Origin of the sequence: Aliivibrio logei, from assembly GCF_001691055.1 — a bacterium.
Classification (GTDB): Bacteria; Pseudomonadota; Gammaproteobacteria; order Enterobacterales; family Vibrionaceae; genus Aliivibrio; species Aliivibrio salmonicida.
In genome coordinates this window covers 1,006,564-1,028,282 of the sequence record NZ_MAJU01000008.1, presented here as the reverse complement: position 1 = coordinate 1,028,282, position 21,719 = coordinate 1,006,564, and the positions used below count along the sequence as shown (strand labels likewise).

21 protein-coding genes are annotated in these 21,719 nt (G+C 39.7%); 10 read left to right on the top strand and 11 right to left on the bottom strand.

Translation table 11 applies throughout. The annotated features are described in order from the left end of the window. Window positions 1–36 precede the first annotated feature (36 nt). Window positions 37–462, bottom strand: coding sequence for an HIT domain-containing protein (locus tag A6E04_RS08795; RefSeq protein WP_012550695.1), 426 nt, complete (start codon window positions 460–462; stop codon window positions 37–39). 77 nt (window positions 463–539) lie between these two features. Between A6E04_RS08795 and lpxM the strand changes: the two genes are divergently transcribed. Together lpxM and clcA are read left to right on the top strand one after the other, a co-directional pair. Beyond that, window positions 540–1,481, top strand: a complete 942-nt coding sequence (gene lpxM / locus A6E04_RS08790) for a lauroyl-Kdo(2)-lipid IV(A) myristoyltransferase (RefSeq protein WP_012550696.1) — start codon at window positions 540–542, stop codon at window positions 1,479–1,481. 452 nt (window positions 1,482–1,933) lie between these two features. Further along, on the top strand, window positions 1,934–3,334 hold the full coding sequence (gene clcA, locus A6E04_RS08785; RefSeq protein WP_017022151.1) for a H(+)/Cl(-) exchange transporter ClcA: 1,401 nt from the start codon (window positions 1,934–1,936) through the stop codon (window positions 3,332–3,334). On the opposite strand, the gene A6E04_RS08780 is transcribed toward clcA, so the two are convergent. Then, complete coding sequence (locus A6E04_RS08780; protein WP_065610919.1) at window positions 3,331–3,933, bottom strand: outer membrane beta-barrel protein; 603 nt, start codon at window positions 3,931–3,933, stop codon at window positions 3,331–3,333. The genes clcA and A6E04_RS08780 overlap by 4 nt on opposite strands. Window positions 3,934–4,178: 245 nt before the next feature. Further along, window positions 4,179–4,988 (bottom strand): 23S rRNA (guanine(745)-N(1))-methyltransferase, encoded by an 810-nt coding sequence (rlmA, locus tag A6E04_RS08775; RefSeq protein WP_065610917.1) that lies wholly within the window; start codon window positions 4,986–4,988, stop codon window positions 4,179–4,181. 498 nt (window positions 4,989–5,486) lie between these two features. Between rlmA and A6E04_RS08770 the strand changes: the two genes are divergently transcribed. Then, entirely contained in the window at window positions 5,487–6,545 is a 1,059-nt protein-coding gene (locus A6E04_RS08770) for a porin (protein ID WP_017022148.1), read from the top strand. A 196-nt stretch (window positions 6,546–6,741) separates the two neighbouring features. Here A6E04_RS08770 and A6E04_RS08765 read toward each other — a convergent pair whose 3' ends face one another. Beyond that, window positions 6,742–7,242 (bottom strand): YfbU family protein, encoded by a 501-nt coding sequence (locus tag A6E04_RS08765; protein WP_012550700.1) that lies wholly within the window; start codon window positions 7,240–7,242, stop codon window positions 6,742–6,744. 103 nt (window positions 7,243–7,345) lie between these two features. After that, window positions 7,346–9,100: a formate--tetrahydrofolate ligase gene (locus A6E04_RS08760; protein WP_065610915.1), complete on the bottom strand. Its 1,755-nt coding sequence runs from the start codon at window positions 9,098–9,100 to the stop codon at window positions 7,346–7,348. 219 nt (window positions 9,101–9,319) lie between these two features. On the opposite strand from A6E04_RS08760, the gene A6E04_RS08755 reads away from it, so the two are divergent. From A6E04_RS08755 to A6E04_RS08740, 4 genes are read left to right on the top strand one after another with little or no spacing between them, the layout of a single operon-like run. Next, window positions 9,320–10,930 (top strand): ATP-binding protein, encoded by a 1,611-nt coding sequence (locus A6E04_RS08755; protein WP_065610913.1) that lies wholly within the window; start codon window positions 9,320–9,322, stop codon window positions 10,928–10,930. Between the two features lie 26 nt (window positions 10,931–10,956). Further along, window positions 10,957–11,631, top strand: coding sequence for a response regulator (locus A6E04_RS08750; protein ID WP_017022145.1), 675 nt, complete (start codon window positions 10,957–10,959; stop codon window positions 11,629–11,631). A 10-nt stretch (window positions 11,632–11,641) separates the two neighbouring features. Further along, the gene (gene ybaK, locus A6E04_RS08745) at window positions 11,642–12,112 is read left to right on the top strand and encodes a Cys-tRNA(Pro) deacylase (RefSeq protein WP_065610911.1); all 471 of its coding nucleotides are present in this window, start codon (window positions 11,642–11,644) and stop codon (window positions 12,110–12,112) included. Between the two features lie 42 nt (window positions 12,113–12,154). Beyond that, window positions 12,155–13,036, top strand: a complete 882-nt coding sequence (locus tag A6E04_RS08740) for a patatin-like phospholipase family protein (RefSeq protein WP_017022143.1) — start codon at window positions 12,155–12,157, stop codon at window positions 13,034–13,036. A 95-nt stretch (window positions 13,037–13,131) separates the two neighbouring features. Here A6E04_RS08740 and A6E04_RS08735 read toward each other — a convergent pair whose 3' ends face one another. From A6E04_RS08735 to A6E04_RS08725, 3 genes are all read right to left on the bottom strand, one after another. Next, entirely contained in the window at window positions 13,132–14,328 is a 1,197-nt protein-coding gene (locus A6E04_RS08735; RefSeq protein WP_017022142.1) for a DEAD/DEAH box helicase, read from the bottom strand. A gap of 145 nt (window positions 14,329–14,473) precedes the next feature. Next, entirely contained in the window at window positions 14,474–14,812 is a 339-nt protein-coding gene (locus tag A6E04_RS08730; protein ID WP_035470534.1) for an AzlD domain-containing protein, read from the bottom strand. Beyond that, window positions 14,812–15,558 (bottom strand): AzlC family ABC transporter permease, encoded by a 747-nt coding sequence (locus A6E04_RS08725; RefSeq protein WP_017022140.1) that lies wholly within the window; start codon window positions 15,556–15,558, stop codon window positions 14,812–14,814. The genes A6E04_RS08730 and A6E04_RS08725 overlap by 1 nt, the downstream gene beginning before the upstream one ends. A 249-nt stretch (window positions 15,559–15,807) precedes the next feature. Here A6E04_RS08725 and A6E04_RS08720 point away from each other — a divergent pair, with 249 nt between their 5' ends. The 3 genes from A6E04_RS08720 to A6E04_RS08710 all read left to right on the top strand — a co-directional run bounded on the left by A6E04_RS08720 (window position 15,808) and on the right by A6E04_RS08710 (window position 18,237). Beyond that, on the top strand, window positions 15,808–16,188 hold the full coding sequence (locus A6E04_RS08720; RefSeq protein WP_065610908.1) for a RidA family protein: 381 nt from the start codon (window positions 15,808–15,810) through the stop codon (window positions 16,186–16,188). A 26-nt stretch (window positions 16,189–16,214) separates the two neighbouring features. Continuing rightward, window positions 16,215–17,489, top strand: coding sequence for an L-cysteine desulfidase family protein (locus A6E04_RS08715; protein WP_065610906.1), 1,275 nt, complete (start codon window positions 16,215–16,217; stop codon window positions 17,487–17,489). Window positions 17,490–17,580: 91 nt separating this feature from the next. Further along, window positions 17,581–18,237 carry a helix-turn-helix transcriptional regulator gene (locus A6E04_RS08710; RefSeq protein WP_017022138.1) on the top strand — a complete coding sequence of 219 codons (657 nt, stop codon included), beginning with the start codon at window positions 17,581–17,583 and terminating at the stop codon, window positions 18,235–18,237. Between the two features lie 61 nt (window positions 18,238–18,298). Here A6E04_RS08710 and A6E04_RS08705 read toward each other — a convergent pair whose 3' ends face one another. From A6E04_RS08705 to A6E04_RS08695, 3 genes are all read right to left on the bottom strand, one after another. Further along, a complete protein-coding gene (locus A6E04_RS08705) occupies window positions 18,299–19,825 on the bottom strand; it encodes a tripartite tricarboxylate transporter permease (RefSeq protein WP_065610904.1) in 1,527 nt (508 codons plus the stop codon). A gap of 16 nt (window positions 19,826–19,841) precedes the next feature. Then, the gene (locus A6E04_RS08700; RefSeq protein WP_017022136.1) at window positions 19,842–20,342 is read right to left on the bottom strand and encodes a tripartite tricarboxylate transporter TctB family protein; all 501 of its coding nucleotides are present in this window, start codon (window positions 20,340–20,342) and stop codon (window positions 19,842–19,844) included. A gap of 135 nt (window positions 20,343–20,477) precedes the next feature. After that, on the bottom strand, window positions 20,478–21,455 hold the full coding sequence (locus A6E04_RS08695; protein WP_023603855.1) for a tripartite tricarboxylate transporter substrate binding protein: 978 nt from the start codon (window positions 21,453–21,455) through the stop codon (window positions 20,478–20,480). Between the last annotated feature and the right edge of the window lie 264 nt (window positions 21,456–21,719).

Below are 21,719 nucleotides of genomic sequence, written 5' to 3'. Positions count from 1 at the left end.
TAATGCATTAATGATTGGCTAGGTCTTTTCTTTACATTAGCGCTTAAATGTACCTAAAGAAATTAATTTATCTCTAAGTAAATCCACTAACTTAGTTTGAGATGATTGCTCTCTAATGGTTCCCGTTGTATTCCCCCATACAGGCCCAGGCCATGCAACATCAGTCGTAAAACGAGCAATATGGTGAATATGCAATTGAGGAACTAAATTACCTAATGCGCCTAGGTTAATTTTGTCTGGAGAAAAATTATCTTCTAAAAGTTGTGCGACAGCGCTCGACTCTTGAATAAACTGACCTTGTTGTTCTGGAGTCATGTGATGAATTTCTTTTAGATCATTTATACGAGGAACTAAAATAAGCCAAGGACCAATGTCTTCTTTTATTAATAAAACTTGGCATAGTGGAAGATCCCCTAAAAGGACGCAATCTTGCTGTAAACGTGGATGTAATTGAAAAGCCATTCCATTTCCTTGGTTTCTATCAGTAATGCTTTGTTATATCATAATCAGTTCATAATAAAGAATAAGTGAAGCGATTCATGAGCGAAAAAATCGATAAAAATGTATATAACCCAACTTTTCAATGGGCATTCCTTCATCCTAGATATTGGCCTACGTGGTTAGCTGTTGGTTTTGGTATTATTTTAGCGTTTGTTCCTTTTCGATTGCGCGATAAACTTGCCGCTAAAATCGTTAAATTAGTTTTAAAGAAACCAAGCAGCGGTATTAAACGAGCGAAGTTGAATATTGCGACGTGTTTTCCTGAAAAATCTGAGCAAGAAAAACAAGAATTGTTAGAAAAAACATACATTACGGGAGCTCAAGTTATGCTTGGTCTTTCTGAGCTGCTTGTTCGTAGTCGTAAGCATAATGAAGCGCGTGGTATTTTTGTTGGTGGAGAAAATTTATTTCCTTTACTTGAACAAAAAGAGAATATTATTATTTTAGCCCCTCATGCTTGGGCTATCGATTTCCCTGCTATTTTACTTGCATCGCGTGGCTACCATGTGACTACGATGATGAAACCACAGAAAAACCCAATCACTGATTGGTTAATGCATGTTCAGCGTATGCAATATGGCGGGAAGATTTACGCACGTAGCGCTGGAATAAAACCATTGATTAAAGCGATTAAAGAAGGGTACTTAGCGTATTACCTTCCAGATGAAGATCATGGGCCACAAAACAGTGTTTTTGTTCCTTTTTTCGGTACGCAAAAAGCAACGCTTAAAGGCTTTGGTAAATTGGCGCGTTTGTCTAAAGCGAAAGTGGTTCCAATGTTGCCATCATATAATGCAGAAACGGGTCAATTTGAAATTATTACCTTACCTGCGATTGCCGATTTCCCAGCAGGTGATGAAGAAACAGACGCTCGGTCAATGAATATTGCGATTGAACAATTACTTGAAGGGCATCCTGAGCAATATATGTGGGTGCTTAATTTATTGCGTTCTCGACCAGATGGCAGTCGTCTCTATTAAATAATAGAGAATGAGGTTGATATCGTTTATAGCCCGTTTAGTGGAAACACTAAGCGGGCTTTTTATTGCTATAAATTGTTAATAATAGTGCTCTTATTGATAGCGTATTCTTATTGTTAATTATTTGTGTGTTTATAAAGTCAATAGTTGTGTAGAATAAAACACAAGATAAAAAATAGATTATCATGTTTTAATTTTATCTAAGTATTTGATTTCAAGTTGAATTTATTCTGTGAGAGATGACTCTTTGATAGGGGGACAGTTTGTATCTGGTTAAATTCAATATTTTTGTTAAAAAAGAGATCTTAATCATTTAATCAATCTAAGTTTTAACAAATGGCTAGGGTCTATCTTTTCTCAAAGCGTATACTTCTTATTACATTATACCTCTTTAGTTCCACGTGTTCTCTGTTCAAATAAAAATGCCGTTTAGCGCTAAGTTGACCAAATAAATGCCTAAATCACCCAATTTCCGCTTTTTTCAAGGCGGTCTGTTAAAACACCGTACCACACCGAAATTCTTAACAACTCAAACTGAATATTTTTCATTGCTTTTTTTATCGGCACTCGTTGGGGGGATCACCGGCTCTGTAGTTGCATTATTCGAAGAGTCTATTCGTTGGATAACAGAGCAGCGTTTAACGTTTGTTCATACGCTTCCTTACGCTGAATATATTGCTCCGGTTGCGGCTGTTTTAGCCGGGGCGGCTATGGCTGCGGTTGGTTTTTGGTTAACGTTTAAATTTGCACCAGAAGTGGCGGGCAGTGGTATTCCCCATATTGAAGGGGCACTTGATGGTACGCATGAAATCCGGTGGCATAGAGTATTACCGATTAAGTTTATTGCTGGCACATTAACGATTGGATCCGGGATGGTACTGGGTCGAGAAGGGCCATCTATTCAAATTGGTGGTGCCGTTGGACGAATGATTGCCAGTAAAGGTAAGCGTTTTAGTCACACAACTCATATTTTAACCGCAGCAGGTGCGGCGGCTGGGTTGGCTGCGGCATTTAATGCACCTCTTGCTGGTATCCTATTTGTTGTCGAAGAAATGCGTCCGCAGTTTCGCTACAGTATTACGTCGATTAAATGCGTTACATTAGCGACAGCAGTCGCCACTATTGTTATGCGTTCTTTGCATGGACAAGCCGCGTTCTTGGATATACCTCACTTTGATGTCCCTCCATTACGATCTCTTATCTTATTTGCTGTTTTGGGTATTTTATTTGGGGTGATTGGGGTTAACTTTAATAAGTGGATTTTGAAAGGGACAAGTCGAGTTAAAGAATATCATCAAAATAAATTATCACGATTAGTGCTTGTTGGTGCGATGTTTGGTGGTACTTTTGCTTTTTTACAATTGGTGGTTCCTAAACTGTCAGGCAGTGGGATGGAGATCATTACCGAAATGTTTCATAGTCCAATGATGTGGATGGTAATGGTTGGATTTTTTGTTCTGAGAATTATTGTTACCGTCGCTTGTTTTGCATCTGGTGCTCCGGGGGGGATTTTTGCCCCAATGCTAACTCTAGGTACCTTATTAGGTTTGTCTTATGGCATCGTGATGGCGGCTTGGTTTCCTGAATGGGTTTCAGAACCCGGAGTTTACGCGATTGCAGGTATGGGGGCACTGTTTGCTGCCACAGTTCGAGCTCCGGTAACGGGGATAATACTCGTTGTTGAAATGACAAATAATTATCAACTAATTTTACCATTATTAGTGACGTGCCTAGGGGCGACCTTTATTGCGCAAGCTTTAGGCGGTCAACCGTTGTATTCAGCATTACTCAAACAATCGTTACTTGAGGATAAAGAGTTGAGGGTTGATAAAAATAGCCCAGCAAGTAATTAAAATAGATAACTCAGTATTAATTGACTCGAAATGAAGTCCACTGCAATACCATCTGCAACCATACGTCCCATCGTGTAACTTGCTGCTATATTCATCGAATATGGCAGTGAGTAACCAATTTCTACACCATAAGATAAACCGAACTCATCGAATTCTTTTGCACCTTTGATGGTAGTTTGGAGTGTTGTGCCATTCGTGGTTTCTTGAGATAAAGAGTCAATCATGAGATCCAGAGAGTACTTATTTGCACTTAATAGGCTTGCTAAGTAAAAATCAGAATCAAAAAGATAAGAAAGGTATTTTAAGTTGATGCCATAAGAGCTTACATCGACGTTGGTTCGTTCATAATTAAGGCCGTCAGAAACATTTCGTTCAAAGCTACCTATTTTATTATATTCAAATTCAAGAATTAGAAAATAATTTGGGGCCAACATGAACGGATAACCTGCTTTAATGAACAAGCTATCTTCTAAATCAATTTCTGCGCCATTTAAAGTTAACGATGACTTTTGTAACCCTGAAGATAAATAGATACTCTCGATTTTTGCTAGGCTGTTGGTCGAGAACAAGCAAATAAGGCATATAAATACATATTTCATAGGCTCCATCCATATTGATAATCATCAAAAAGTATTGGCTTTAAGCATATAAGTCGTCTTAGTTATTTTTATTTTAAAACGGACGTCTTATCTAATGCTTTTAGTCTAGACCTTTTGGGATTATGTTTTTCCAGATGTTGCGGTATTGTTAAATTCAAAGCTGTTTTTATTGTGTTTTATAAAGATAACCCATTTAAAATTAATAGGTTATCTTCGTTTCTTATTTTTGAGATTGGTTAGTGGGTTTATTTTTTATAAGCTCTGATCATGAAATCAGCTTTACACATGAACGAGGTTTTATTTGCTAAATCATGTTTAAATTCAGGTGTGGCTTTCCATGAAAAGGGCGTCATATCCAGTAAATGTAATGCTTCAATACCCGTTAATGACATATCATAAGTAAGCTTCTCTTCTTTTACTAATTCAAAGCCTTCAATTTCCTCAGCGGCTTCATCGTGTAAGCGTACTTCACCATAAACTTCTTCACGTAGCTCAAATAAGTGATGACTTGCAGGGGTTACAGTAAACAAATAACCCTTGTCTTTAATTGTACGCTGTAACTCTTCGGCTTTGCATGGCGCATAAATACGAACAATGCCATTTAAACTTTGATCAGAGAAAGGCAAACGATGGCTCGATGCCACGCTAAATTGACAGTTTGGATAACGTTTTGCGGCAAATTTAATTGCTACTTTTGATATGTCTAGTCCAAATACTTGAGCGCGTCTTTCTACAAGGCGGTTCTGAATTTCAGCAGTGTAATAACCTTCACCACAACCGATATCTAATAAGGTAGATGATTCATCAGTAAGGTAGGTTTGACAAAAATCAGCAACCAGCTGTTGCATAGGCTGGTAATGTCCTGCTTCTAAAAAAGCACGTCTTGCTTGCATCATCTCTTTATTATCACCCGGGTTCTTCGAGCGTTTATGATGTGCAGGCATGAGATTCACATACCCTTCTTTTGCATTATCAAATTGATGATTATTTTCACAGCGATATTGATTATGCGTAAAGTGTAATTTGTGCTGGCATAAAGGGCATTGATAAGACATGGAAACACCTGAAAATTAGTTTAGCCGAAGTGTACTTCTTCATTGGCGGAATAAAAAGAGCCACGGATAAATATTCTATAGCGATAATTACCTTAGAATCTCAACGTTCATAATGTGATTTACTTCAAATACAGCGGCTAATAGAAACTAATAAGACCTTTTTTGTTATAAAAATTAAGTGATCAGGCTCACTCTACTTTATTCGACTCTCGCATTAATATGTGATCTCGATCGAAATGAAGTTAAAAAAGTCTAAATTTAAAAATGATTCAATCTTTATATCTTACTGTTTATGTTTGATTTATGTTTTTTTACGTCACTTGTTTTTGACCACGTTCAAACTATTTACCCTATTAATTTTGCAGAGCGAATTAATGTTGCATGATTGCTGTCAACGGATTCGACAAAACATGTATGGATTGCAAGAATTCTTGAGTTAGGCGTTCAACTTATAGAACCGCCAAACCAATATAAGTTCAAAAATATAGGGTATATAACATGAAAAAGACACTTTTAGCATTAGCGGTACCAGCATTACTTATGGCTGGCTCTGCATCAGCAACAACGGTATACACAGCAGAAGATGGTTCGACAATTGATGTATATAGCCGTTTAGGTTTTAACATTACTGACCGTGCAGGCATGGGTGAAGAGGGCGATTCAGTTGGTAATTTTGACGCACGTATCGGTCTAGGTGGTTCTCAAGTCGTTAATGATAAAGTGTCTGTTATTGGTTGGGCTGAATATCAAGTAAATGCGGCTGAAGCTCGTGGTGATGGAAACTGGTCACCTCGTTACGTATGGGCAGGTATTGACGCTTCTGAAGCGGGTAAAGTGACCTTTGGTCGTGTTGCTTCTGGCATCATTATGCTTTCTGATTTAGGCGATGTATTCGCTGCTTCTGATGTGGTTTTAGGTCGTCAATTAGAATTAGTTGATAACTCTTCAGCACAAACATTCCGTCAAGATGGCACTATTCAATATCAAAACAGTTTTGGTGCTTTTGATATGTCAGTTGCTTACATTTTAGGTAACTCAGAATCAAATCAAGATGGTTCTTACAATGCGGTAGGTCGTTACACATTTGATTTAGGTGATGCTGGTACGTTAGCGCCTGTTGTTGCATATCAAGCAAACAGTACTAGTGATACGGGCAATAATGCTAATCGTGATTACACATTCTGGGGTGCGGGTCTTCAATACAAACTGAATGAATTAACGCTTGCTGCAATGTATAACCAAGATGAAATCGAAGGTGTGTACTCTGACAAATCAACAGATAAGAGCTATGAATTAACAGCGGTATACAACATCAATGATGATTGGACGGCGCGCATGGGCTACCGCTCATTAGAAAACAGCGGTGGTGATGAAGCGGAATACAAAGATACTACCTTTGAAGTTCAATACCACTTAACGGCTCGTTCTTCTATCTACACAAGTTACGTGATGCGTAACGGTGAAAATGGCAAAGCAGTACCAGCGAGCACTAACGTGATGAGCTGGAATGACGCTGAAGAAGATTACTACCACTTAGGTCTTCGCTATGAATTCTAATCTGACCAATAATATTGATATTGCTGTTTATCTATAAGGGTGGATTCTTAGTTAATTATCAATCAGGTTAGAATACTCAAATCCTCGCTAATTCGTTAGCGAGGATTTTTTATTTAAGGGCATAATATTCAGTGAAGATCGGATATAAAAAATCCCCGCAAGAGCGAGGATTTAGAATTGAGTTACTGTGTTCTGATTATGCGTTAAAAATTTGCGCCATTTCAGTAGAGCATAAATGGTATTGACGTGGGCAGTTGCGCCATGTTGTTAACATACGACGATATTTGTCCATCATAGGCATTTGACTATTAAAATGATGATCCGCTTTATCAAACTGAGGGTATAGACCTTCAGAGTTTGTAAGGAAACGCACATAGTTTACTTGCTGTGCTTCAGTCGCAATATCAAAACCTAAAAACTGTAAACGACGTGCATCTACTTTTGCTTGGCATTCAGGGATCAGCATATTGTAAGATTCTTGCATTGCATGGTACATCTCCATGAAGTCGATAATTTCACGACATTCTGTTTCAGAGATACTGCCAAAATCTTTGTCTAATTCACGAATTTGCAGTTCATAACCACGTTCAACAATCAGTTGTTGGCGTTGGTATTTTTCCGCGTTTTCTGGATCCATTTGTGACATCAGATAATACTGGTTTGAAAGGATCAAGCGTTGAGCATTAGTCATATCCATTAGGATAACCTCAAAATTATTATTTAAATTTATATAAAAAGTTGAAGCTAGATTAACAGTAAATGTAACACATAGAACATGATCTACATTAAGTAATGTGATCTTAGCTTAGCCCTGTGATGTTTCCATTACTATCAATATCTAAATTCATGAATGCGGGTTTTTCAGGCAAGCCAGGCATTGTCATCACGTTACCACATAAGGCATACACAAAGCCTGCACCAGCACACAATCGTAATTCACGAATCGGTACAATAAAGTCAGTTGGAGCGCCTTTAATGTTGCCATCAGTCGATATCGATGCCGGTGTTTTTGCCATGCATACTGATAAGTGTTGATAGCCTAACTGTTCAAACATAGCGAGTTGTTGCTGTGCTTTTTCTGAAAGTTCAAGGCGTTCAGCGCCATATCCTTTTATGGCTACAGCGGTTAATTTGTCTAGTAAACTCATGTCTGGAGTATAAAGTGGCGTAAACTCTGTTTCTTGTGCGCATGCGATGAGCACTTTTTGGGCGAGTTCGCGAGTGCCTTCGCCTCCTTTTCCAAATGCTTCACTAATGGCAACATCAACATTTAATTCAGAAGACTGACTCGTAACCCAATCAGCTAAGAAATCGAGCTCTTCTTGAGTGTCTTCAGGGAATCGATTTATGGCAACAACAACAGGCAACCCATATTTAGCACAGTTTTTGATGTGCCAATGTAAATTATCTAATCCTGCAATTAATGCCTCTTGATTTGGTACAAAGAGTGCTTTAGGTAAGGATTGACCTGATGATAGAGGAAACAATCCTGAGTTTGCTTTTATTCCACGTAATGTGGCCACTAACACGGCACAATCAGGCGCTTTTTTAGAAACCGTTGTCTTGATATTACATGCTTTTTCTAAGCCCATGTCTGAACCAAAACCACCTTCTGTCACGGTATAATCGGTCAATTTTAAGGCGATGTTATCAGCAATAATCGACGAGTTACCATGAGCGATGTTTGCGAATGGCCCAGAATGAACGAACGTTGGAACGCCTTCAAGTGTTTGCATTAACGTTGGATTGATTGCGAATTTCATTGTGACTGTCATTGCGCCAGCCACTTGCAAGTCTTCTGTGGTGATAGGCTGTCCATCAAGGTTATAAGCAACAACAATGCGACCGATACGTTGACGAAGATCTTGAAGGTCAGTGGCTAAAGCGAGAATGGCCATTAATTCTGAAGCGGCAGTTATATCGAAACCATCTTCGCGTTCATAACCATTAATGGTTTTATTGTCTTCATTCTTTCCGATGGTCACCATGCGTAGAGCACGGTCATTATGGTCCATCACTCGTTTCCAAACCACTTGGGTTGGATCAATACGTAATGCGGGGAGATCATTATTTTCTGAAAAAATGTCATAACCCAAACGTTGTTCGTGATAAATACGTGCGTCAATAGCGGCGGAAGCGAGGTTATGTGCGGCCGTTATTGCATGGATATCACCTGTTAAATGTAGGTTTAATTCTTCCATAGGAGCGACTTGGCTATAACCACCACCCGCGGCACCGCCTTTTACCCCAAAAACGGGACCCATTGAGGGTTGACGAATACAAGCACTGACGGATTCCCCTAATTTAGCTAGGCCTTGTGCTAATCCTATGGTTGTTACCGTTTTTCCTTCCCCTAAAGGCGTTGGAGTGATTGCGGTAACCAAAATAAGTTTTCCACTTGGTTTATCTTCAAGGTGTTTTAAGGCATCAATATTGACTTTCGCTTTATAGCGACCTTGTGGCGTAATGTCATCATCATGCAGCCCTAAGTTAGACGCAATCGTTTTCATTCTTATAAGTGTCGCAGTTTGGCAGATCTCAATATCGCTTTTCATAATAACGGGAACCTTTAGGAAAGAGTTAAACACCAGAAAAGAAGCGCCTGTTTTATACCACATAAATAGGGGGAGACAGAATGAATTACCTAAAAATAATGTGGAATTGATGGAAATATTTATAAGCTGTGATCAAAGAGTATGAACAAGGTTTAAGAATAGGTTAACAGCGTGTGATACGATTTATTGTCAGTTTTATTATCAAGGAATGATGAAGTAATGTCTTGGCGTGATTTAAGTTTCCGACGTCGTTTGCTATCAGTAATGACAATTTCAGGGATAGGGAAGTTATTTATTTTATCTGTGTGTGCCTTCTTTTATGTAAAGCATTGGGAATCTCAAGACAGTGGTGAAAAGGCGCTCGGTATTGCGACGTTTCTATCTCAATCTCCTCACGTAATATTAGCCGTTAAAAATAATGATCCTGAAATTATTGCAGAAAAAATAGAGCGTCTTCGCTCATCCATTGGTGCGGCATTTATTGTTGTTGGTAATGAGAAAGGCATACGTATCGCTCATCCAATAAAGGAACGCATAGGTAAAGCAATGCAAGGGGGGGACAATCAGCAAGCTTTGCTGTTTGGTCATTCTTATATTTCTTATGCTAAGGGATCGCTAGGTAAATCAGTTCGGGGTAAAACACCGATCCTAGATGACTCTGGTGAGATTATTGGGGTGGTGTCTGTCGGTTATTTATTGACGACCATAGACAATAAAGTATCTCATTTTTTATTTTTCTTCTTAGGGATGGCGGTACTTGTTATTTTTGCGAATGCCATTATTGCCAATTACATTGCACGTCGCTTTCAAAAGTCGATTTTTGGCTTTGAGCCAGAAGCGTTTGGACGTTTGTATAAAGAACAACAAGTCACCCTCTCTACGTTACGAGAGGGCGTATTAAGTATTGATGCGAGTGGTAAATTACGTTCAATCAATAACAGTGCGTGTGAGATTTTAGGTATTGACCCTAAACGCTCTCTGAATCGACCTTTTTCCGACGTATTACCAGACAGTGACCTCACCAAATTATTAGTGACACATAAATCAGAGCATGACATCGAATTATTGTTGAACGGACAAGCGGTAATAGCGAACCGTGAATTGATTCAAATGGATGGCGAAGTCATTGGCGCGGTATCGAGTTTTAGGCGTAAAGACGAAATCAGTGAGTTAACGATTCAGCTGTCTCAAGTGAAGCAATACGCAGATTTACTGCGCTCACAAACGCACGAACATCGTAATAAATTAAATACCATTAGTGGGTTAATCCAACTTGATCGCATTGAAGAAGTTCAACAGATAATTGGTCAAGAAAGCCTTCGCTATCAAAAGTTAATTGAATTCTTAAGAGAGAGTATTTCAGAACCAATGATTGCGGGGGTGCTTTTAGGAAAAAGTGAACGAGCAAGAGAGCTTGGTTTACAACTCGAAATAGAAGAAGGAACACAGTTAGGCCTATTACCTGAGCATATTCGTGCAGAAGATTTGGTCACGATTATTGGTAACCTTATCGATAATGCCTTTGATGCTACGTTAAGTGTGGCAAAGCAGAGCACATATCCCATCGTAGTGAGTGTGACTGATTTTGGTCAAGAGTTGATCATTGAGGTGGAAGATAGAGGCTGTGGGTTACCAGAATCGCTAACGTTAAAGCAACTGACTAAAAGAGGTATTTCTACCAAATCAGATCAGGGAAGAGGTGTTGGACTGCATCTAATTCAGCAACTTGTTGATCACTATCGAGGTGAGTTCACGGTACACAGTGAAACGGACGTAGGTACAGTGATGACCATCTATTTACCAAAAGAATGGCTTAAAAAGTCGTCATGATAAAAAGAATGAAATAAGGATATTGAGTGAGCAGTAAAGTAACCATCGTTATTGTCGAAGATGACATTGCTATTGCGGAGATACATCGTCGTAATTTAGATAAAATAGACGCGGTTGAGGTGATCGGTATTGCCGCAAGTAAAGAAGAAGCCGATACCTTGTTTGATGTGTTGAACCCAGATATGGTGTTACTCGATATTTATTTACCTGATGGTAATGGGTTGGATATTTTGCGTGAACTACGCCAAAAAGAAAACTCTCCAGACGTCATTTTAATTACCGCAGACAGAGACGTAAATACATTACAAGAAGCCATGCGTGGTGGTGTGATTGATTATTTGCTAAAACCGGTCATCTTTAGCCGATTAGAAGAGTCCATAAATAAGTATTTGAGCCAAAAGAAACAACTGACTGCTCGGCTTGATATTGATCAATCAATGGTGGATGCGATGCTACATTCTGGGGCCGCATCGCAAGTTACTCGTTTACCAAAAGGAATTGATGGAGTAACTTTAGAAAAGGTACGACGTCTTTTTGAGAGTAAAACTAAATTAACCGCAGATCAGGCGGGGGAACTCTTTGGCGCAAGCAGAACAACAGCGCGTCGTTATCTCGAATATTTGATTAGCTCTGGAGAGTTGAGTGCTGATCTGTCTTATGGCAGTGTGGGGCGACCAGAGAGAACTTACTTTAAGCATTAAAGAGGGCAACATGACCCCAGCAACAAAATTATTAAAGAAATTAAAAATAGATCATCAGGCGCTTGAGTATCATCATGATCCTAAAGCGCAAGCTTATGGACTTGAAGCGGCTGAAAAGTTGGGTTTACCTCATGAAGAGGTGTTTAAAACGCTGGTTGTACAAGTGGATGAAAAAGATCTGGTTGTTGGCATTATTCCAGTGGCAAAGCAATTAAGCATGAAATTAATTGCTAAAGCCGTTAAAGGCAAAAAAGCCAAAATGGCGGATCCAGCATTAGTACAAAAAAGCAGTGGTTATGTGATGGGAGGAGTGAGTCCTCTTGGTCAAAAGAAGCGTTTGAAAACGGTGATTGATATCAGTGCTGAAGAATTTAAAACCATGTACGTGAGTGGTGGAAAAAGAGGACTTGATATTGGGTTGTCGCCACAAGATTTACAACATACATTGGTCGCTCAATTTGCCGATATTACGTCAGAATAAGACGTTACTGATACAGAATTAACCTCATAAAGGAAGAGTGTAATGGGTAAAACAGTTTCTTTAGTATTAGGCAGTGGTGGTGCAAGAGGTCTTGCTCATATTGGCGTGATCCGTTGGCTAGAGGAACATGATTTTACTATTGTTTCTGTTTCTGGTTGCTCGATTGGTACGGTTATTGGTGGCTTCTATGCTGCAGGAAAACTCGATGAGTTTGAAGCGTGGATGCGAACAGTGACAAAGCTCGATATTGTTTCTCTAATGGATTTTAATTGGGGTAAGGGCGGCTTAATAAAAGGCGATAAAGTGATGAATCGTCTGGGTCATCTTTTAGGGGACTTAAATATTGAAGATTTGTCTATCCCATACACGGCAGTTGCGGCAGACATCAGTAATGAAAAAGAAGTGTGGTTACAAAAAGGGCCGCTTCTTCAAGCAATGCGGGCTTCAATTTCATTGCCTCTGTATTTAATGCCAATTGAACTCAATGGCAGAACGTTAATTGATGGTGGGGTATTAAACCCTGTCCCTATTGCCCCGACGTTTGGTGATCATTCTGATATTACATTAGCGGTGAATCTTGCGGGTGAAATGACACATCAAATTGATGACTTTGCCGATAAACAAATAGATATATCTGAGGCGGAATCTGAAGGCGATACGTCTTTTCATCGTAAAGTGAGTGATTATTTTGGGTCATTAACAGCGAAAACATCAAGAATTGATTTAGGTATGTATGACATCGCAAATCAAGCGTTTGATGCAATGCAAAGTACGATAGCGAGACAGAAGTTAGCTGCTTATCCGCCCGATATTACGGTGGAAATAGCACGTGATGCGTGTGGTACTTTTGAGTTTGAACGTACTGCGGAAATGATCGATTTAGGCTATCAAAAAACAGAAGAAGTACTAAAGCATTTGTTGTAGGTAATTTGAATAAAAAACGCCCATTTCTTTATGATAGAAATGGGCGTTTTTTTGTCGCTCATTAAGTGAATAAATGAGTTACACAGAAATAGTACTTAAAATTTTGGTGCTGGTTTTCTTGTCGGTTTAAAGTTCAAAATTGAAATTGGTACGTCTTTATTAGGGACGAATCCTTCAATTTCTTTACGGACAATTAAGTGACCCAGACGTTTTTCAATCATACACAAGTTCTTAAAATCATCTCGAGATACAAATGAAATCGCTTCACCAGATGAACCAGCACGGCCTGTACGACCAATACGGTGAACATAATCTTCAGCAGGGAACGGTAAATCGTAGTTAATGACTCGAGTCAATTCATCGATATCAATACCACGAGCCGCAATCCCTGTCGCGACTAAATACTTCAAACGACCCTCTTTAAAGTCATTCAATACTTTTGAGCGAGCATCTTGGCTACGACCACTGTGGAACGCTTCAGCGGTAATGCCGCGTTTTTCAAGTTGACCTACCAGTTTCGCTGCACCGTGTTTTGTTTCGATGAAGATCAACGCTTGATCCCAATCGTTTTCTTTAATTAGGTGACTGATTAGCGCCGATTTTTTGTCTTTATCAACCGTAATTAACCATTGGTCAATTTTAGGCTCAGCGTTACTGTTACGCTCAATGGTAATTTCAATTGGATTATTGATTGCTGTTCTTGCCAATGCACGAACTTGTTCTGACAGGGTTGCTGAGAACAATAAGTTTTGGCGCTCTAACGGTAAACGTTCAATAATTTTATTGATGTCTTCGATAAAGCCCATGTCTAGCATTCTATCGGCTTCGTCGAGTACGAGAATATCAACTTCGTCAAAATGCACAGCACGTTGAGTGTACATATCAAGCAAACGACCAGGCGTTGCAACCAGAATATCAACCCCTTCAATTAAGCGTTGTTTCTGCTCTTTATAATCAACACCACCATACATAGCGAGTGACGTAAGATCTAAATGCTTGCTGTACTTACTGATGTTATCTTCAACTTGAACGGCAAGTTCGCGTGTTGGCGTTAAGATCAATGCACGAATACGTTTTGCTCGAACTTTCGTTTGTTCTTCACTTAACATTTGCAAGATTGGTAATACAAAACTTGCGGTTTTACCTGTACCAGTTTGTGCCGCTGCGATCAGGTTTTTTCCTGTTAGAGCAACAGGAATCGCCTTTTCTTGAATTGGCGTTGGGGCTTTGTAGCCTAGTTCATTAATGGCTTTTAAAATTGGATTACTTAATCCAAGGTTAGAAAATGGCATGTGAAATCTCAGGTATATGAAGAATAAAAACAGTTTAAAGCAAAAGCGATAAACAGAGAGCAAATTAGGAAAGGATTGTAGCATGAAGAGAGGAAGAGAAAGCCATACTTATTTTTGATATGGCTTTATATTACGTTGTTATGCATTAGCAAATACAAAAGACATGCTGAAATAAGATCAGAGAGCCAATACCGCTGAGAACAACCCAAATAAGATTGAACCGTAAACTAACGAGAGTACAAACAATGGCAGCCAGTACTTTTGGGTTATGTAAGTTAAATTCCATGTGCGCACCTGACCCTAAAATAGAGACGGCAATAATGGCTGGAAGCACCGTGACCGGAACAAAGCGCAATGTTTTTTTAAAGCGATCAGACATTTTAAAACTGCCAGCCATTCCTATAATGGAAAAGCGTATAAGAAACGTTGCTGCAACCATAACCGCAGTAATTGTAATGAATGTATCGAAGTGAATATGTTCCATTATACAAGTCCTTTTTCGGTATTAGGGAGTTCAAGAGTGTCTGAATGTTGAGCTTCTTTTTCCATTGCTTCAGTAGACAAATCCATTCGATAGCCAGCATAGACACCAACCACAGCGGCAATCACTAAACCTAGAGAATAAGGCAAACCGGACAGTAAAATACCAGTGACGGTTGCCACGACCGCAGCAACAATACATTCACGATTTTTAACTTGAGGGATGACGATTGCAATGAAGGCTGCAACCATTGCGAAATCTAAACCATAGTTAGCAATTTCAGGAAATGACGAGCCAATTAACGCCCCTAAAAAGTTTGCGACCACCCAGTTAACCCAAAAACCAATCATGGCGGCTAAATAAAACTGATGACGATCTTTTTTATTCAGTTTCATCTCATCAATCGTTGATGCATAGACTTCATCGGTTAATCCAAAGGCCATTAAAGCTCGCATTGGTAACGAGTACTCTTTCATGTATTCGGACATTGATGCGCTATAAAGAAGATGGCGAAGGTTAATCACAAAAGTGGTAAGCATAATGACAAGAACACTGGCTGAAGATTGAATTAAACCTAATGCAACCATTTGAGCGGAGCCCGCAAAAACAGTGAAAGACCATAAGGTGCTTTCAGTAACGGACATTCCCGCATTGATACTAATGGCACCAACAATAAAAGAGAAAGGAAAGGCACCGATACATAGCGGAAAAATTGCTTTAAGTCCCATTCGGATAGATAATTTATTCATAAGTACACCTAAAAATTAAAATGTTTATTTTGCAAATTATTTTGCAATTGTATGCTGTCGTAATTCCACACTCAAGCATAAAATGAAAAAAAATATGCAAGTATGGTTTTTATTGCAAATAAATGTCACCAAATACCTGTAATTACGAGTTAAATATATATAATTAAAAAATATTTGCATTTATTATTGCAAATATTTTTGCTGTTGGTATTATTTGGTTCATCCACAATAAAGATGAAAGGCAAATAAATGACAAAAGTAATTACAGCAAACCGTGCTCCAGACGCCATTGGTCCATATTCACATGGCAACACATTTGGTGGTCTTATTTTTACTTCTGGTCAACTACCAGTATGTAAAGAAAAAGGCGGAGTTGTTGATGGCGGTATTTCTGAACAATCTCGTCAATCGCTAGAGAATTTAAAAGCGGTTATAGAAGCGGGTGGTGGCACTTTGAATACTGTTTTAAAAACGACATGCTATTTATCCGACATTACTGACTTTGCTGAGTTTAATAAAGTGTACGCAGAGTATTTTCAAACAGAATGCCCTGCACGCAGTTGTTTTGCCGTTAAAGATTTACCGTTAGGTGTCAAAGTAGAAATTGAAGCCATTGCTCATTGTGAGTAATCGTTAAACAGAATTGAGGGATCCCCATGAAACAGCAATGGCAACAATATAAAGCAATTATTAACGCTGTCGTTAAACCTGCTTTAGGCTGTACTGAACCAATTGCAGCGGCCTATGCAGCAGCAGTAGCGGCTGATATGGTAACAACAACCCCTGAGAAAATTATTGTTCATGTATCTGATAATTTATATAAGAACTCAATGGGTGTGTTTGTGCCAGGAACAGGAAAAATCGGTTTGCCTATTGCTGCCGCTGTTGGTGCTATTGGTGGGGACCCTCTCGCTGAACTAGAAGTATTAGCGGCAATAACTCAAGAGCAAGTCGATAATGCTCAAACGTTAATTGATGCAGGTAAAATCAGTGTTAGCCGTATTAATAGCGATGAATTTATCTATTGTCATGTCGAGCTTCACGCGGGTAATGATATTGCTAAAGTTGAGATCAGTGGCGGCCATACACAGATAATCAAGAAAACACTCAATGATAACGTGGTGTTCACTCAAGATAAGAGTGCAACGGTATCGACGGGATCTATTTGTGATGGCGTTGATATTAGTATTGAAGGTATCTATGACTTTGCTATGCATGCCGATTTCGATGAAATTAAGTTTATTCTCGCCTCTTCTGATCTAAACCGTAAATTGTCAGATGAAGGGTTATTGAATGAATATGGTTTGCAAGTCGGTAGAACCATTGAAAAAAGCATTAAAAATGGTTTTATGTCTCAAGATTTAGCCAACAATATTATCATGAGAACGGCCTCAGCCTCTGATGCTCGAATGGGCGGCGCGACGCTACCAGCGATGAGCAATTTTGGTAGTGGTAATCAAGGCATTGCCGCAACATTACCAGTGGTATTAATGGCCGAACATTGTAAATCAAGTGAAGAGCAGCTTGCCCGTGGTTTGATCCTAAGTCATTTAGCTGCCATTTATATTAAGTCTTTCTATCCTCCTCTTTCTGCTTTTTGTGGTAATACAGTAACCAGTGCTGCAGCGTCAATGGCAATGGTGTATTTAGCGGGGGGTAATTATGAGCAATCGTGTTACGCCATACAAAATGTGTTGTGTGATTGCACTGGAATGGTGTGTGATGGTGCTAAGTCAACCTGTGCAATGAAGGTGAAAACGTCGACAAGCAGTGCTATTAATGGGGCGATGCTGGCAATGAACTCGACCGAAGCGCACGATCAAGGTATTGTTGCTCATGATGTAGAAAAGAGCATTCGTAATGTTGGCCTGCTAGTGACAAATGGCATGGGTGCGACAGACGCGATGATTATCGATATAATGTCGGCATAAGCAGAGTTAATGTAAGCATTGATCGCTGTATTGTTGATGTAATTGAAAAGCCACTATTAATTGGTGGTTTTTGTTCAATAGGATGTAGGACGTGAATGAGTTAACCCAAAGTGATTTTGATATTCTTGAAGCCATGAAAAATGTCGTTGATGGCATTGCTGCAATGTATGGAGAACATACTGAAGTATTGTTACACAGTTTAGATGTTCGAGATGCTTCAATTATAAAAATTGCAAATGGGCATATAACTGGACGAACCGTTGGTGCTCCAATTACCAATCTAGCATTAATGAAGTTAAATGATGGTCATGATGTATCGGATTCGTATTTAACTAAATCTCCAGACGGTAAAGCGTTACGCTCTATTACTACGGTAATCCGAAACCCTAAGAATGAAGCGATTGGATTGCTGTGTATTAACTCTAATATCGACGCTTCTTTTCAGTCTGTTATCCGTTCTTTACTGCCTGAAGCGTTTCCTGTTCAGGACAATCACGCTTCTCCTGAAACATTTGCTCGTAATAATGAAGAAATGATGCAAAGTTCGATTGAGAGCATTCGACATAAAGTTATCAATGATCCTGACATTTCGGCATCCAAGAAAAGCAGAGAAATCGTCTTTCGTTTACACGATCTTGGTGTGTTTGATTTAAAAGACAGTATACCTGCCGTGGCTGAAAAATTAGAAATATCAATTCATACGGTTTATCGTTATCTGCGCGAAATTAAATCCGCACATATTGAGTGATAATAAAGCGTTTCTATCGGCAATAAAAAAGGCTCATCGTATGAGCCTTTTTTATGGGTGATTAGTTGCTAATAGGTGTTTTTTTGATACGGATCTTTTTTAGTAAACAGATGAGTATCGGACACAGCACAACCAAAACAGCAATAACGGTGAAACTAAAGGTGATTGGTCGTTCCCATAGAAAGCTAAGTTCTCCATCACTGAGCATTAAAGATCGGCGTAGATTCTCTTCCATCATCCCGCCTAATATAAAACCGAGCAATAAGGGGGCGAGAGGAAAATTGGCAAGCCGAAGTGCTATCGCTACCATTGCGATAAAGATCATAATGAAGACATCGACGGTATTAAAGGAGACTAAATAGACACCTGTAATAGAGAAGAATAACACCATAGGCAATAATACGGTTCTTGGCACCGCTAATAATTTAGAAATATAAGGAATAAGCGGTAAGTTAAGGATAACTAATACGATATTACCAAAATACATTGAGATAATAACCGACCAAAAAATATCAGGGTGATCAACAAACAGTCTTGGGCCTGGCTGAATACCATAAGCGATTAACGCACCAAGCATGATGGCCGTCGTGCCTGAACCTGGAATGCCAAGGGTTAATAGTGGAACAAATGACCCGCTAGATGCCGCATTGTTTGCTGATTCTGGAGCAACCAACCCGCGAATACTGCCTTTACCAAACTCATCTCGTTTATCTTTTGGTGCTAAATTTCGCTCCATGCCATAGCTTAAGAATGCGGCAATAGTTGCACCAGCACCGGGTAATACGCCTGTAAAGAAACCTAAGATAGACGATCGAATGGCAACCGGGGCGACTTCTTTGAATTCTTCTTTCGTTATTTTCATGCTGCCAAGATCTGACATTTTATGCTGTTCATCGCCACGAGTGTCTTGTTCTGGTTTCAAAATCCCCATTAACGTTTCACCTAAAGCAAAGGTTGCCATAGCAAGTAATAGGAAACTGAACCCGTCCATTAAATCCGTTAAACCAAAGGTGAATCGTTCAACCCCAATGCCTTTATCAATCCCAACGGTTGAAAGCATCAAGCCTAATATTGTCATCATCCATGCTTTTATTACTTGCCCATTACCTGCGAATGCAGCAACAGCAGAAAGGCCAACCAGCATTAAGGCAAAGTAGTCGGAGGATTGAAAGCTTAATGATACTTTTGCTAAAGCAGGCGCTGCAATGAGCAGCATAATGGCTGACAGAGTGCCACCCGTAAAAGAGGAGTAAGCGGCTAGCGCAAGGGCTTTACCTGCTTGACCTTTTTGTGCCATCGGATAGCCATCAAAGGCGGTGACAACAGTTGATGAACAACCCGGTGCATTGATAAGGATTGAGGAGGTTGAGCCACCAAAAACCGCACCATAATAGACACCAGCCATTAAGATCATGCCTGATGCAGGGTCTAATCCGTAGCTGATTGGGATCATAAGTGCAATGGCTGAAATTGGCCCAAGTCCCGGTAACATTCCAATAAAGGTACCGACAAAACAGCCGATCATTACCATCATTAAATTGGTTGGCATTATTGCGGTGGATAAGCCTGCTAAAATTCCATCTAACATAATTAAGTCCTAGGGTTTACCAAGCAAGAAAAAGATAACCAGGTTCAAGATAGATATCTAAACCTTTGGTAAGAAGTAGCCAGAATCCAGTAACAAAAGGAAACGAAGCCCCAAATAAAATAGGTTTACGTCGTTCGCCTAATAAGTAGAATCCGGCTAATAAGAACAAGCTGGTTGCTAGCACAAACCCAAGCCAAGTTAGACCAATGCCATACAGCACCATCAGGATCAAAAACCCACAAAGTAGCTTCCAATTAAATCCTAAAACAGCGCCACTTTTTTCATCGGGTTGAGCGGAGATAATTAATAGTAATGATAAGAAAATACCTGCGAATGTGAGTATGTAAGGTAAGGTTCTTGCTGTGAAAGGTTCGTATTCATCGCCAGGGAAAAGAGCGATTAAACTGGTTTGGTAACCATAACAAAGGCAAACTAATAAGAAGATAATCGCGCCAACGCGATCTCTGCATAATAGAGAAGATCTAGAGTACGACATGAGCTCTCTCCATGAATTCATTCGGTGAAAAGAAATAAAAAAGCGGCCTGAAAGTACAGAGCAAGGAACCTCTTATAGGGTAAAACCCCTAGGTTACAAGCAGGATTAATGAGCCATATCCGGGGGAGTCATTAACTGTCCAAGGCCACTGAAAGGTTATTTTAAAAAGCCAAGTTCACGCATTAGGTCGCCCATGATCTTTTCTTGGTTCTCAAGAAAGGCATAGAATTCTTTATCTGCTTTGAAGTTATCAATCCAACCATTACGATCTCTAACAACGGCCCATTGTTCTGTTTCATACATCTTGCTAAAGACTTCGGTATATTCATCAATTTTTGCTTGAGGTGTACCGGGTGCGGCAAAGAAGCCACGCCAGTTAGCAAAAACCGTATCATTACCGTATTCGGTCAGTGTTGGAATGTTTGGTGCGCTTTCTAAACGTTTAGGGGCGGTAATCGCAAGAATACGGACTTGACCGCTTTTCGACATTTCTAGAACTTCACCTAAACCTGTTGATAGAAGAGGCGTTTCGCCAGAAAGTAGAGCGGCCATGGCTTTTCCGCCGGCATCATAAGCAATGTAGCGTACCTTTCTTGGATCAAACCCTTCCCCTTTAAATGCGGCCGCTATGACAAGATGATCCATACTGCCGCGAGCTGAACCGCCTGCAATTTTTACTGAGCGAGGGTCTGTCTTAAAATCAGCAACGACTTGCTCCCAACTGGTGTATTTTGACTCTTTATTTACCACGATAGCACCGTAATCGGCGATAGTGGCAGCAATCGGCGTTAGATCTCGGAATGATTGTGGGAAAATACCACTTAACGATCGGATCACGATAGGCGTTGAGTTCACCATTAAGGTGTCTGTTTGACGATTGGCAGTCTCGATAAGGTGAGCAATGGCTTTACCACCGCCACCGCCAGAAAGGTTTTGATAAGAGGCCTGCTCAATCAGGTTTGATTTTAATAGTACATCACCCGTACCACGAGCGGTCATATCCCAACCGCCTCCGGCACCACCAGGAATAATAAAGTGTATTTTTTCAAGGTCTGCTGCAAATGCAGATCCTGAAAGAGCAAACGTGGCGGCAATAATGGAAGCTGAGATCTGTTTTTTAAATGAAGTAAGCATGAATAGCATGTCCTTATGATAGTAATGGATACCAACCCAAATAAGCGTTTTCTCTGTTTAACTTTTTATTCTGATTGGTATTGCAACCTCTTTGGGTTGTCATCGTTCTATATATTTACTGCTTTTTCTTTGTTTGTTGCGAAAATGTTATTGCTTTTCTGCCGAGATGAACAGTTAGAGAAAATAATGGTTATTTAGAACATAAAGGACGTTTTGTTCATAAAGTTCATGAGAGATAGAGATAGAGATAGAGATAGAGATAGA